The organism is Mesorhizobium sp. P171375 (assembly GCF_057786075.1).
Genome location: NZ_JBYNWF010000001.1, coordinates 431,004 through 444,240, shown reverse-complemented (window position 1 = coordinate 444,240; position 13,237 = coordinate 431,004). Strand labels below are relative to the sequence as shown.

Below are 13,237 nucleotides of genomic sequence, written 5' to 3'. Positions count from 1 at the left end.
TTCTTTAACCTGCCGGAGCGCGTAGCGACGGCATTGGCTAAAAAAGAACCATTAGCCGGGAGCGGATTGTGCGCGGGATGACAATTCGCGTCACTTGGCGACGCCATTCGCACGCAGTCTCTCGCTTTGCAGTGCTAGAATCTATTTAAATCGGTTTAATCGCCTCCCGATTTTGGTTGCACTGCAGCATTTTCGCGTTAATCATTGCTGAGCCCCCATCCCTCCCTGTCCGGAGCCTTCTTCCTTGGCCATCACGAAGATCCTCGTCGCCAACCGGTCCGAAATTGCCATTCGCGTGTTTCGCGCGGCCAACGAGCTCGGCCTCAAAACCGTGGCGATCTGGGCCGAGGAGGACAAATATTCGCTGCATCGATTCAAGGCCGATGAAAGCTACCAGGTCGGGCGCGGGCCGCATCTGGCCAAGGACATGGGGCCGATCGAAAGCTATCTGTCGATCGAGGAAGTGATCCGCGTCGCCAGGCTGGCCGGCGCCGACGCCATCCATCCGGGCTATGGCCTTTTGTCGGAAAGCCCTGAATTCGCAGATGCCTGCGCCGAGGCCGGCATCACCTTTATCGGCCCGAAGCCAGACACGATGCGCCGGCTCGGCAACAAGGTCGCCGCGCGCAATCTCGCCATCGAGGTCGGCGTGCCGGTGATCCCGGCAACCGACCCGCTGCCGGACGACATGGACACGGTCAAGAAATTGGCCAAGGAAATCGGCTATCCGGTGATGCTCAAGGCATCGTGGGGCGGTGGCGGGCGCGGCATGCGCGCCATCCGCGCCGAGGCTGATCTGGTTCGCGAAGTCACCGAAGGCAAACGTGAGGCCAAGGCCGCGTTCGGCAAGGACGAGGTCTATCTCGAAAAGCTGATCGAGCGCGCCCGCCATGTCGAGGTCCAGGTGCTTGGCGACACGCACGGTAATGCCGTGCATCTGTTCGAGCGCGACTGTTCGATCCAGCGCCGCAACCAGAAGGTCGTCGAGCGGGCGCCGGCGCCCTACCTCAGCGAGGCATTGCGCCAGGAGCTTTGCGGCTATGCGCTCAAGATCGCGCGCGAGACGAGCTATATCGGCGCCGGCACGGTGGAATTCCTGCAGGACGCCGACACCGGCAAATTCTACTTCATCGAGGTCAATCCGCGCATCCAGGTCGAGCACACCGTCACCGAGCAGGTGACCGGCATCGACATCGTCAAGGCGCAGATCCACATCCTGGACGGCTTTGCCATCGGCACGAAAGAGTCGGGCGTGCCGGCGCAGGCCCACATCAGGCTGAACGGCCACGCCCTGCAGTGCCGCATCACCACCGAGGATCCGGAGCATAGTTTCATTCCGGATTACGGCCGCATCACCGCCTATCGCGAAGCCGCCGGTTTCGGCATCCGCCTTGACGGTGGCACCGCCTATTCGGGCGCGGTCATCACCCGCTTCTACGATCCGCTGCTGGAGAAGGTGACGGCCTGGGCGCCGACACCGGCCGAGGCGATCGCCCGCATGAACCGGGCCTTGCGCGAATTCCGCATCCGCGGCGTGGCGACCAACCTCACCTTCCTTGAGGCGATCATCAATCACCCGCGCTTCGCCGACAATTCCTACACGACCAGGTTCATCGACACGACGCCGGAGCTATTCGCGCAGGTCAAGCGCCAGGACCGCGCCACCAAGCTGCTCAACTATCTGGCCGACGTCAGCGTCAACGGCCATCCCGAAACCCGCGGCCGTCCGATGCCGAAGGCCGATGCGGCAGCGCCCGTCGTGCCCTATCTCAACGGCAATGTGCCGGGCGGCAGCAAGCAGAAGCTCGACGCGTTGGGGCCGGAGAAATTCGCTGCCTGGATGCGTGAGCAAAAAGAGGTGCTGGTCACCGACACGACGATGCGCGACGGCCACCAGTCGCTGCTCGCCACCCGCATGCGCACGCATGACATTGCCGGGATTGCCGGCACCTATGCGCGGGCACTGCCGCGGCTGCTGTCGCTGGAATGCTGGGGCGGCGCCACTTTCGACGTCGCCATGCGCTTCCTCACCGAGGATCCGTGGGAGCGGCTGAGCAAAGTGCGCGAGGCCGCCCCCAACCTTTTGCTGCAGATGCTTCTGCGCGGCGCCAACGGCGTCGGCTACACCAACTATCCCGACAATGTCGTGCAGCATTTCGTCAAACAGGCAGCGGCTGGCGGCGTCGACCTGTTCCGTGTCTTCGACTGCCTGAACTGGGTCGAGAATATGCGTGTCGCCATGGACGCGGTGGGCGCCGAGGGCAAGCTGGTCGAAGCGGCGATATGCTACACCGGCGACATCCTCGATCCGGCGCGCGCCAAATACGATCTCAAATACTATGTCGGGCTGGCGAAGGAATTGCAGGCCGCGGGCGCCCACATCATCGCCGTCAAGGACATGGCGGGGCTGTTGAAACCGGCCGCCGCACGCGTGCTGTTCAAGGCGCTGCGCGAGGCGACTGATTTGCCGATCCACTTCCACACCCACGATACGTCAGGCCTGTCGGCGGCGACGGTGCTGGCGGGCGTGGAAAGCGGCGTCGATGCCATCGATGCGGCGATGGATTCTTTCTCCGGCAACACCTCGCAGCCTTGCCTCGGCTCGATTGTCGAGGCGCTGAAGGGAACCGAGCGCGATCCCGGCCTCGATCCGCAATGGATCCGCAACATCTCGTTCTACTGGGAAGCGGTGCGCAACCAGTACGCCGCCTTCGAAAGCGACCTCAAGGGGCCGGCCTCGGAAGTCTATTTGCACGAAATGCCGGGCGGCCAGTTCACCAACCTCAAGGAACAGGCACGCTCGCTCGGGCTGGAGACGCGCTGGCACGAGGTGGCCCAAGCCTATCACGACGTCAATCTGATGTTCGGGGACATCGTCAAGGTGACGCCGTCATCCAAGGTGGTCGGCGACATGGCGCTGATGATGGTGAGCCAGGACCTCACCGTCGCCGACGTCGAAAACCCGGCCAAGGACATCGCCTTCCCGGACTCGGTCATCTCGATGCTGCGCGGCGATCTCGGCCAGTCGCCCGGCGGCTGGCCTGCGAAGCTGCAGAAGAAGGCACTGAAGGAAAGCAAACCGATCACCGTGCGGCCGGGCTCGCTGCTCAAGCCGGCAGACCTCAAGGCCAGCCGCAAGGAAATTGAGGAGAAGCTGGAGCGCAAGCTCTCGGAATACGAATTCGCGTCCTGGCTGATGTATCCGAAGGTGTTCACCGACTTTGCCGCCGCGCAGGAGACCTACGGGCCGGTCAGCGTGTTGCCGACGCCGACCTATTTCTACGGCATGAAGTCCGAGGACGAGATCTTCCTGGACATCGAGAAAGGCAAGACGCTTGTGGTGCGCTGCCTTGCCATCGGCGATGTCGATGAGAAGGGCATGGTCACCGTGTTCTTCGAGCTCAACGGCCAGCCACGCCGCGTCCGGGTGCCGGACAGGGCGCATGGCGCCTCGGCGGCCAAGGCACGGCGCAAGGCCGAGCCCGGCAACGAGGCGCATGTCGGCGCGCCGATGCCGGGCGTGGTCTCCGCGCTTGCGGTTGCCGCCGGCCAGGCGGTCAAGGCTGGTGACGTGCTGCTCTCCATCGAAGCCATGAAGATGGAGACGGCGCTGCATGCCGAACGCGACGGCACGATCGCCGAAGTGCTGGTCAAGGCCGGCGATCAGATCGACGCGAAGGATCTGCTGATCGCCTTTGGCTAAGGCGTACTGATATTCAGGTGAGGCCGGGCCTGCAAACGGCGGCTTCCTGCGCTTCCGGTGCTCACGTACTTTGAGTACGCTCCGCTCCGGTTCTCGGAAGCCACCATTTTCGGCTCGGCCTGACCTAAATCTCAACACGCCTTAAGGCGTGCGGAACTCTTCATGCCGCATCGATAATGGCTTGACCCGCCGCGCCCGCTCGGGCATCGAACCCGCTCCAATTTTGCCGCGCCAGAATCGCGGCGCCTAAAAAGAAGCGGAGAAAAACATGGCCGACGACATCACCGAGACCAGCCAGACTGTTGCCGCCGGCCAGTTGCGCGCCTTCATCGAGCGCATCGAGCGGCTCGAGGAAGAAAAGAAGACCATCGCCGACGACATCAAGGAGGTGTTCGCCGAAGCCAAGGGCACCGGCTTCGACACCAAGGCGATGCGCTCGATCATCCGGTTGCGCAAGAAGGACCAGGCCGAGCGCCAAGAGGAAGAATCCATCCTCGACCTGTACAAGGCCGCGCTCGGCATGGTGTAAGGCCGGGGGCAGCCTCCGGGCGTCGATAGCGGCGCCTTTCGACGGGTTGAACCATGAGCGAATTCGACTTTGGCGCCCGCCGCGCCTCTGAATTCCGCCAACGCAGCTTCTGGGCGCTGTTCGCCGAACGGCATCCGGAGGAACGCGCCTCCATGGCGCGGCGCGGACCCTGGTTCTGGCAGCGCGGGCTGCCGGACTTCGCCCTGGTCCTGTCCATGTATGTCGCGCCGGCGCAAAACCATGTTGGCGTCTTCTTCGGCCGCAACGCGAAGTTCGGCGCCACTGAAGCCTGGTCGCGGCTGAAGCCTTTCCAGCCGGCGATCGAAGGCAGGCTGAAACTCAGGCCCGAACAGAGCTGTGAGGGGCTCGGCATCAATTCGATGTGGCAGGTGAACTGCTACGCCGAGGACAATTGGCCGGCCATGGCCGACTGGCTGGTGACCGAATGCTCCCGTTTCGAGCGCGCCGTCACCGATGTGCTGGGACAGAGGTAGGTCGCCCATGTCCGCCGTCGGATACTTCTTTGGCTCCCGCTGGCACGGTGCCGTGTCGCTCGATCGTCTGTTCTGGCGCGACCTGGTCGTTGTCGGCACTGCGATCAACGTCGCGTCGTCGGTGGTCGCGCTCATCCTGCTCGGGCTGAAGCTGCCGCTGGCCGTGGTGCTGGCCGTGCATTTCGCGCCGGTACCCTACAACATATTCCTGACCCTGGCCGTCTGGCGAGTCGCGGAAAAGGCCGGCGGCGCCAAGGCCTCGCTGATGATGCTCGGTTCCGCGCTATGGTTGATCCTGGTGGTCGTTGCTTGAGACGTCGGCAGGGCACGAAAAAGGGCGGCCGGAGCCGCCCTTTCCAAGAGATGATGACCGCGCTGCGGTTTAAGCCGCCGGCTCGAATTTCAGCGCCACGCCGTTGATGCAATAGCGCAGGCCGGTCGGCGGCGGGCCGTCCTCGAAGACATGGCCGAGGTGGCTGCCGCAGCGGGCGCAGTGGCATTCGGTGCGGACCATGCCGTAGCTGCGGTCGACGGTGTTTTCGACCGAACCCGGCACCGGGTCGTTGAAGCTCGGCCAGCCGGTGCCGCTCTCGAACTTCAGCTTGGATTCGAACAGCGGCTGGTCGCAGCCGACGCAGGAAAAGGTGCCGGCGCGCTTTTCGTAGAGCAGGGCGCAGCTTCCGGGCCGTTCGGTGCCGTGGCCGCGCATGACGGCATACTGCTCCGGCGTCAGCCGGGCACGCCATTCGGCGTCAGTGCGGGTAACGGGGTAGGTGTGGGTATCCATCCAATCTCCTCAGCCTTGGCGGCTTGTTGTTGGTTGCAGCCAGTATTCGCACCAACATAAGCATTTGTTACACGCCTGCCCAGCGCAGAGGCGTGTTTGGGGCTCAATGCTTGCGTGAGAGCTGCTTGGTCGCGGCTTCGAGCCCGGCCAGCGTCAGCGGGAACATGCGGCCGCCGAAGATATCGCGGATCATCGCGATCGAGTGGGTGAAGCCCCAGTTCTTCTGGTTTTCGGGGTTCAGCCAGACCGCGTTCGGCCATTGTTGCAGCAGGCGGCCGAGCCAGACGGTGCCGGCTTCCGGGTTCCAGTGCTCGACCGAGCCGCCGGGATGCGCAATCTCGTAAGGGCTCATCGAAGCGTCGCCGACGACGATCACCTTGTAGTCTGGACCGTATTTGTGAAGCAGGTCGAAGGTGGGGATGGTCTCGGCGTGCCTGCGGCGGTTGTCCCTCCACACGCCCTCGTAGAGGCAATTGTGGAAGTAAAAATATTCGAGCTGGCGGAACTCGGCGCGGGCTGCCGAAAACAGCTCCTCGACGCTTTTGATGTGGTCGTCCATCGAGCCGCCGACATCGAAGAACATCAGAAGCTTCACAGCATTGCGCCGTTCGGGGCGCGTCTGCACGTCGAGATAGCCGTGCTCGGCGGTGGCATGGATGGTGCCGGGCAGGTCGAACTCTTCCTCCGCGCCCTCGCGCACCCAGCGGCGCAGCCGCTTCAGCGCCACCTTGATGTTGCGGGTGCCGAGCTCGACGGCGTCGTCGAAATTCCTGAACTCGCGCTTGTCCCACACCTTCACCGCACGGCGGTTGCGGCTTTCGTGCTGGCCGATGCGCACGCCTTCGGGATTGTAGCCATAGGCGCCGAAAGGCGAAGTGCCGCCGGTGCCGATCCATTTCGATCCGCCCTGGTGCCGGCCTCTTTGTTCATCGAGCCGCTGCTTCAGCGTCTCCATCAACTTGTCGAAACCACCGAGCGCCTCGACCAGTTTTTTCTCTTCCTCGGTCAGGTGCTTTTCGGCGAGCCGGCGCAGCCACTCCTCGGGGATGTTGGCGACATCGACCGCATCCGGTCCGCCCAGAGCTTCAATGCCCTTGAAGACATGCGCAAACACCTGATCGAAGCGGTCGATATGGCGCTCATCCTTCACCAGAGCGGCGCGGGCGAGGTAATAAAAACCCTCGACGTCATAATCGACCAGACCGGCTTCCAGCCCCTCCAGCAGCGACAGATATTCCCTGAGCGAAACGGGTACCCGCGCGGCCTTCAGTTCGAGGAAGAAGGGCATGAACATGGGCTATCTACAGCAGATCGTACTCGATGAAGCCAGTCCGCCGGGCAACGCCGTCGTAGAGCTTGCGCGCGGTGGTGTTGGTTTCGTGGGTCATCCAGTAGACGTTCTTGACGCCGATCTTGCCGGCCTCCTGCTTTACCGCTTCGATCAGCGCCGCACCCACGCCCTTGCTGCGCACATCAGGGTCGGCGAACAGGTCCTGCAGGTAGCAGTTGTTTTTTTCGGACCAGCCGGAGCGATGGTACAGATAGTGGGTCAGGCCGACCGCCTTGCCGTCGAGCGTGGCGATAAAACCCTTCGGCTCGAATTCTCCGTCAGTGAACAGCCGTTTCCAGGTGATGTCATACACCTCGTCCGGCAGCTTGGTTTCGTAGAAGGTGAGGTAGGCGGTCCACAGACGCCGCCAGTCGGCATGGTCGGCCTGCGCCAGCGGGCGGACGGTGATCTCTGTCATTTAGGTTCCTCCAAAGCCCGATCCCTTGCGATGGAATCAGATCGCACAGCTTGGCCTAGGCAGCCGCAGAATTGTACTCGCGAAATGCGGTCGCCAGCACATACAGGGCCTCGCGCGCCCGCGGCGCCAGCGTGTGTGAATGCAGGACCACTTCGGACGGGTCAAGCGGTGGCAGGCCAAGCTTGCGGCCAACCTCGACCAGGCCGGGAGGAACGACCCGGTGGGCCAGCGCCGAAATGGCAAAGCCCGCCGATACAGCAATGTTGACGGCCGCCCCGCCGCCGCCGACGAAGGCCTCTTCCCAGGCTATGCCTGCCTTGTCCAGCGTCTCGACCGCCCGTACGCGATCCGGGCAGCTGCATATCGTGCTTAGAAGCGCCAGGCGTAACGGCGTTCCGCGCTGCCATTCGAAGGAAGGCGATGCGAACCAGCCATAGTGGTTGCGCGACAAGGTCCGGCCCGGACGGCTGTCGCCTTCGCGGTGTACGATGATCGCATCCAGTTCGCCGCGATCGAACGCTTCCTTCAGAATGGTGCTGGTGTCGATCCTCAAACTGAGCGTGAGCGAGGGATCGTGCGCATGGAGCTGGGCAATCAGGACGGAAAGCTCGGGGCCGGCGACATGATCGACAAAGCCGAGCGCGAGCCGGCAAGGTGCTTCGGCAAACTCAGCCATGGCGCGCTCATGCGCGGCCAGGAAGTCGCGCGCGGAGGGCAGGAAAACGGCGCCCTTCGCCGACAGGCTGACGCGGCGCGGCGTGCGTTCGATCAGCCGCGCTCCGAGCTTTTCCTCGAGACGGCGCAGCTTGACACTGATCGTGGCCTGGGTGCTGCCGAGCGCTGCGGCGGCACGGGTGAAGCTCTGCAGGTCGGCCACCATCACGAAGGTGCGGACCGCATCGACATCAAGGCTGGTCATTTACAAGCTCCCATTGGGCAGCATGCCAATTTGTCATTTCTGATATAGCCAACCATAGCCTTTTTCATGATCAAGTCTCCTCTATCTCAACCTGATCGCGGTTTGAAGAGCGCCGCCCCGTGTTCCGATGGAGAGAGATCGATATGCCGTTGCCCATTCAACGAAACACCATTGCGCTCACCGGCGTGTGCCTGGCCTCGCTGCTGTTCGGGCTCGAAATCTCCAGCGTGCCGGTGATCCTGCCGAAACTGGAAAGCGTGCTCGCCGCCGACTTCAAGGATTTGCAGTGGATCATGAATGCTTACACCATTGCCTGCACCACGGTGCTGATGGCCACCGGGACGTTGGCCGACCGGTTCGGCCGAAAGAGCGTGATGGTGATCACCACCATTGCCTTCGGCCTCGCCTCGCTGCTGTGCGGCCTGGCTCCCAGTGCGCCGCTGCTGATCGCCGCCCGTTTCCTGCAAGGTCTTGCCGGCGGCGCGATGCTGACCTGCAGCGTCGCCGTCCTGTCGCACCAGTTCCAGGACGGACGTGAACGTGGCAAGGCTTTCGTCGCCTGGAGCGTCGTCGCGGGCATCGGGCTTGGCTTCGGTCCCGCCATCGGCGGCCTGATCGTGGCACTGTCGAATTGGCAGTGGGTGTTCCTCATCCACGTGCCGCTGGCGATCCTGGCGCTCGCCTTCATCGGCGCCGGTGTCACGCAATCGCGCGATCATAATGCCCAGACGCTCGACTGGGCCGGCATGCTGACGCTTTCAGCCGCAGTGTTCGGCTTCTCTTATCTGATCACGCAAGGTGCGGACCTCGGAGTCAGCGCCCGCATCGGCGTGATTGCCGCGTCGGTGGCGGCCTTCATTGCTTTTCTCGTCGCCGAGAGGGTCAATGCCTATCCGATGTTCGATTTCTCGGTCTTCCGCATCCGCCAGTTTTCCGGTGCGATCATGGGCGCGATCGGCATGAATTTCAGCTACTGGCCGTTCATCATCTATCTGCCGATCTATTATTCGGGCGTGCTCGGCTATGACAGCACGACGACCGGTCTTTTGCTGCTCGTTTACACGCTGCCCTTCATGGTGATGCCGCCAATCGCCGAGCGCATCCGCGCACGCTACCAGGCGCGGATTGCCATCCCGCTCGGCCTTTTGACTTTGGGGATCGGTTTCATCGCCATGTGGATCGGCTCCGGGCTCGAAGGGGCGACCTGGCTGACCATGCTGCCCGGCACGCTGATCGCCGGCATCGGCATTGGTCTCACCAATTCACCGACCACCAACACCACGACCGGCGCGGTGTCGCCGGATCGCGCCGGCATGGCGTCCGGCATCGATATCAGCGCACGCCTGATCACGCTCGCCATCAACATTGCGGTGCTCGGCCTGTTGCTGACGCAGGGTATCGTCTCTTATCTCAGCAGCGCACTTGGCACAGCTTTGAGCCCAGGCGCGGTGCGCGCGCTGGCGGAAAGGATCGCCACCGGCAATCTCCACGACCTTGCGCAAGGGACGCCTGAGCTCGCAACCCTCGACCCCTCCGGCGCCATCGTGCACGACGCTCTGGTCAATGGCTTCGGCTGGGTCATGCTCTATTGCGGGATTGGTGTTCTTGCCCTGTCGGTCATCGGCTTTGTCATCTTCGGACCGAAGCGCGTCGCGCCGCAGGAGACAGAGTTTGCTCCCGCCGAGTGAGCGGTGGAAACCGGCTCACAGCTGTCAACTCGGCCGAATGATCCTCATCCCTGCCGCCTGGCCATGAAAGCCAGGCGTTCGAACAGATGCACATCCTGCTCGTTCTTCAACAGCGCGCCGTGCAGCTTGGGCAGCGCGTTCTTGGGGTCGGCGCGCAGATCCTCGGGTGCTATGTCGTCGGCGACCAGCAGGCGGATCCAGTCGAGCGCTTCCGAGGTCGACGGCTTCTTCTTCAGGCCGGGCACCTCGCGGATTTCGTAGAACTGGGTGAGTGCCGCGCGCACCAGATTCTGCTTGATGCCGGGATAGTGCACGTCGACAATTTTGTGCAGCGTGTCGACGTCGGGGAAGCGGATGTAGTGGAAGAAGCAGCGGCGCAGAAAGGCGTCCGGCAGTTCCTTCTCATTGTTGGAGGTGATGATGACGATCGGTCGGACCGCGGCGCGGATCGTTTCGCCGGTCTCGTAGACGAAGAACTCCATCCGGTCGAGTTCCTGCAGCAGATCGTTGGGAAACTCGATGTCGGCCTTATCGATCTCGTCGATCAGCAGCACGACCTTCATGCCGGCCGCGAACGCCTCCCACAGCTTGCCGCGCTTGATGTAGTTCCTGATGTCGTTGAAGCGCTCGTCGCCGAGCTGGCTGTCGCGCAGCCGCGAGACCGCGTCATATTCATAGAGCCCTTGCTGCGCGCGCGTCGTCGACTTGACGTGCCATTCGATCAGGTCGAGGCCGAGTGCCGCCGCCACTTGCCTGGCAAGTTCGGTCTTGCCGGTACCGGGCTCGCCCTTGACCAGCAAGGGCCGCTCCAGCGCGATCGCCGCATTGACCGCCACCATCAGATCCTTGTCGGCGACATAGGCCGCCGTGCCTTCAAAACGCATGCTTGCTCCTCGGTTGGTCATCGCGACCGTAAGGACGCCGCCCGGCCTGTGCAAGGGCGAGCCAGTCGCGTCGAAAAGGGCGTGCATCCGAAATGGAAACATCGGCTCGTGTCACTGGCGCTGGACCGACCAGCGGCCTATATTGGGGGCGACGATCTGTGCTTCCCGGCAGGAGGACATTTTCCCCGGGGCCTTAACGATCCTTAGGGAGCTGTCCCTGGGAAGACCCGTGGGTTTTCTCATACGGCGCCCACCTACTTTGTAGGTTCCCGGGATCGCTCTCTCCACCGGTTGTGTGGATCGTCACTCACACGCTGGGGTTCACTGACATTTCGGTGGATCGTGCGGTAGAAAACGTCGCTACTGACACTCCGCTCAAATCCGACCTTTTCTACCTTGGCTCCATGACCTCTCTGAAAGAACTCAAAAAACATCTCCGCAAGGAAGCCCTCGGTCGCCGCGATGCGCTGAATGCGTTCTGGCGGGTGGAGGCCGCGCTGGAAATGGCCGAGACGGCGCGCGATCACCTAGCGGTCGAGCCGGGCCAGATCGTCTCCGGCTTCTGGCCAATGCGCTCGGAGGTCGACGTGCGGCCGCTGATGTTCGCTTTGCGCGAGCAAGGGGCAAGGCTTTGCCTGCCGGCCATTCTCGACAAGACCACAATCGTCTTTCGCGAGCTGGTGCGCGGCGCGCCGATGGTCGAGATGGGTTTTGGCACGGTCGGTCCGCATGAGGAAGCCGAGGTTCTCGATCCCGCGGTGATGTTGGTGCCGCTCGCTGCTTTCGATGCCCGCGGCCATCGCCTTGGCTACGGCGCCGGCCACTATGACCGGGCGATCGCGCGCCTGCACGCCATGGGGCGCCAACCCCGATTGATCGGCATCGCCTTCGACTGCCAGGAGGTAGCGCGGGTTCCCGACGAGCCACATGACGTCGTCATTCCGGAAATACTCACCGAGAGCGGCTTACGCCGCTTCGATATCGCTTAAAAAGTCGCGATCCGCTTAACGCGTTTCCAAGACATGCCGGGGTAGTATTTTGCTCAATACGACCCGAGTCGATGGCGGCCATGATGTTTGTCTTATCGCGCTTCCTGCTGATGCCGTTCGTCCTCATCGCGGTGACGCTGTTCGCGATGGGCTTGCACATTGTCGGAACCGCCCTGCATCACCAGTTCGCCTGGCATCAGACGGTTGCCACCGTGACGGACGTCAGCTCCTATACCGAAACGCAGAAAAACGGCATGGCCACGAAAGGCATCAATGTCGCCATCGGCTATGTCGCCAACGATGCGCCGATGAGCTGGTCCGGCAAGGGAAAGGACGTTGGTCTCTACACCGCGTCCAAAGGCGACCAGGTGGAACTGTACTACGACCCCACCGATCCATCGTCCCTCGATACCGCCGCAATGAAGGGCTGGCGCGGCGGGTTGCTGCTCTTTGCCGTTACGGGCGGGTTCACCGCTTTCTACGTCTGGTTCTTCTGGCTGCGCGGACGCAACGCGCCGCCGGTGTCGCCGATGATGCCGCCACCTGTCCGCGTTGCGGGCGCGAACACAAAGCCGTCTCAACAGCAGCGTGATACTTTCGGCCGGCGTTAGCGCCAATCGCCCGGGTAGCGCTTGCCTAGCGTCCGTGCCTCTGGATAGAAGTGGGCATGAGACTTCTCTTCCTCGGCGACATGGTGGGCAAATCGGGACGTACGGCAGTGTGGGAACAACTGCCCGGCCTGATCTCCGATTTCAAACTCGATTTCGTCATCGTCAATGGCGAGAACGCCGCCGGCGGCTTCGGCATCACCGAAGACATTTTTCGCGACACCATCGCGGCCGGTGCCGATGTCGTTACCACTGGCAACCACGTCTGGGACCAGCGCGACGCGCTGATCTTCGCGCCGCGCGAGGAGCGTTTTCTTCGCCCGTCCAATTTCCCCAAGGGCACGCCGGGGCGCGGTTCCGGCGTCTACATCGCCAGGAACGGCGCGCGCGTGCTGGTCGCCAACATTATGGGGCGGGTGTTCATGCATCCCGAGCTCGACGATCCGTTCCAGGCCGGCGAGCGCGAGTTGGCGGCGTGTCCGCTGGGTGAGCAGGCCGATGCGGTGGTCATCGACTTCCACGCCGAAGCGACCTCGGAGAAAATGTGCTTCGCGCATTTCGTCGACGGGCGCGCCAGCCTTGTCATCGGCACCCACACGCACCAGCCCACCGCCGATCATCAGATCCTCAATGGCGGTACCGGCTACATGTCCGACGCCGGCATGTGCGGCGACTATGATTCCTCGCTCGGCATGGACAAGGAAGAGCCGCTCAACCGGTTCCTGTCGAAAGTGCCGAAAGGCCGCTTCGAGGCGGCGACCGGACCGGCGACATTGTGTGGCATCGGCGTCGATATTTCCGACCGCACCGGCCTGACCGAGAAGATCGCGCCGTTTCGTCGCGGGCCGCGGCTTGAAGAAACCGCACCATCCTTCTGGTCATGACATT

At 63.0% G+C, this 13,237-nt stretch carries 13 protein-coding genes and 1 other RNA gene; 9 read left to right on the top strand and 5 right to left on the bottom strand.

Annotated features, from left to right (window positions below):
- Positions 1 to 244 precede the first annotated feature (244 nt).
- The 4 genes from pyc (at position 245) to ACYHH6_RS02235 (ending at position 5,039) form a co-directional block, all read left to right on the top strand.
- Complete coding sequence (gene pyc, locus ACYHH6_RS02250) at positions 245 to 3,703, top strand: pyruvate carboxylase (RefSeq protein WP_352592619.1); 3,459 nt, start codon at positions 245 to 247, stop codon at positions 3,701 to 3,703.
- A 268-nt stretch (positions 3,704 to 3,971) separates the two neighbouring features.
- Complete coding sequence (locus ACYHH6_RS02245) at positions 3,972 to 4,232, top strand: DUF2312 domain-containing protein (RefSeq protein ID WP_023719653.1); 261 nt, start codon at positions 3,972 to 3,974, stop codon at positions 4,230 to 4,232.
- A 53-nt stretch (positions 4,233 to 4,285) separates the two neighbouring features.
- Complete coding sequence (locus ACYHH6_RS02240; RefSeq protein ID WP_352592616.1) at positions 4,286 to 4,726, top strand: hypothetical protein; 441 nt, start codon at positions 4,286 to 4,288, stop codon at positions 4,724 to 4,726.
- A gap of 7 nt (positions 4,727 to 4,733) precedes the next feature.
- Positions 4,734 to 5,039, top strand: coding sequence for a hypothetical protein (locus ACYHH6_RS02235; RefSeq protein ID WP_352592613.1), 306 nt, complete (start codon positions 4,734 to 4,736; stop codon positions 5,037 to 5,039).
- Between the two features lie 69 nt (positions 5,040 to 5,108).
- On the opposite strand, the gene msrB is transcribed toward ACYHH6_RS02235, so the two are convergent.
- The 4 genes from msrB to ACYHH6_RS02215 all read right to left on the bottom strand — a co-directional run bounded on the left by msrB (position 5,109) and on the right by ACYHH6_RS02215 (position 8,180).
- On the bottom strand, positions 5,109 to 5,513 hold the full coding sequence (gene msrB / locus ACYHH6_RS02230) for a peptide-methionine (R)-S-oxide reductase MsrB (RefSeq protein ID WP_013529102.1): 405 nt from the start codon (positions 5,511 to 5,513) through the stop codon (positions 5,109 to 5,111).
- A 103-nt stretch (positions 5,514 to 5,616) separates the two neighbouring features.
- The gene (locus ACYHH6_RS02225) at positions 5,617 to 6,807 is read right to left on the bottom strand and encodes a vWA domain-containing protein (RefSeq protein ID WP_352592610.1); all 1,191 of its coding nucleotides are present in this window, start codon (positions 6,805 to 6,807) and stop codon (positions 5,617 to 5,619) included.
- A gap of 7 nt (positions 6,808 to 6,814) precedes the next feature.
- Positions 6,815 to 7,261, bottom strand: a complete 447-nt coding sequence (locus ACYHH6_RS02220; RefSeq protein ID WP_352592607.1) for a GNAT family N-acetyltransferase — start codon at positions 7,259 to 7,261, stop codon at positions 6,815 to 6,817.
- Positions 7,262 to 7,316: 55 nt separating this feature from the next.
- Positions 7,317 to 8,180 carry a LysR family transcriptional regulator gene (locus tag ACYHH6_RS02215; protein WP_352592605.1) on the bottom strand — a complete coding sequence of 288 codons (864 nt, stop codon included), beginning with the start codon at positions 8,178 to 8,180 and terminating at the stop codon, positions 7,317 to 7,319.
- 143 nt (positions 8,181 to 8,323) lie between these two features.
- On the opposite strand from ACYHH6_RS02215, the gene ACYHH6_RS02210 reads away from it, so the two are divergent.
- On the top strand, positions 8,324 to 9,868 hold the full coding sequence (locus ACYHH6_RS02210; protein WP_352592602.1) for an MFS transporter: 1,545 nt from the start codon (positions 8,324 to 8,326) through the stop codon (positions 9,866 to 9,868).
- 44 nt (positions 9,869 to 9,912) lie between these two features.
- Here ACYHH6_RS02210 and ACYHH6_RS02205 read toward each other — a convergent pair whose 3' ends face one another.
- Entirely contained in the window at positions 9,913 to 10,752 is an 840-nt protein-coding gene (locus ACYHH6_RS02205) for an AAA family ATPase (protein WP_352592599.1), read from the bottom strand.
- A 150-nt stretch (positions 10,753 to 10,902) separates the two neighbouring features.
- Here ACYHH6_RS02205 and ssrS point away from each other — a divergent pair.
- The 4 genes from ssrS (at position 10,903) to ACYHH6_RS02185 (ending at position 13,233) form a co-directional block, all read left to right on the top strand.
- Positions 10,903 to 11,058: non-coding RNA, 6S RNA (gene ssrS, locus ACYHH6_RS02200), on the top strand.
- Positions 11,059 to 11,156: 98 nt separating this feature from the next.
- Entirely contained in the window at positions 11,157 to 11,741 is a 585-nt protein-coding gene (locus ACYHH6_RS02195) for a 5-formyltetrahydrofolate cyclo-ligase (protein ID WP_352592596.1), read from the top strand.
- A 71-nt stretch (positions 11,742 to 11,812) separates the two neighbouring features.
- The gene (locus ACYHH6_RS02190) at positions 11,813 to 12,352 is read left to right on the top strand and encodes a DUF3592 domain-containing protein (RefSeq protein ID WP_352592593.1); all 540 of its coding nucleotides are present in this window, start codon (positions 11,813 to 11,815) and stop codon (positions 12,350 to 12,352) included.
- Positions 12,353 to 12,408: 56 nt separating this feature from the next.
- Entirely contained in the window at positions 12,409 to 13,233 is an 825-nt protein-coding gene (locus ACYHH6_RS02185; protein ID WP_352592590.1) for a TIGR00282 family metallophosphoesterase, read from the top strand.
- Positions 13,234 to 13,237: the final 4 nt, after the last annotated feature.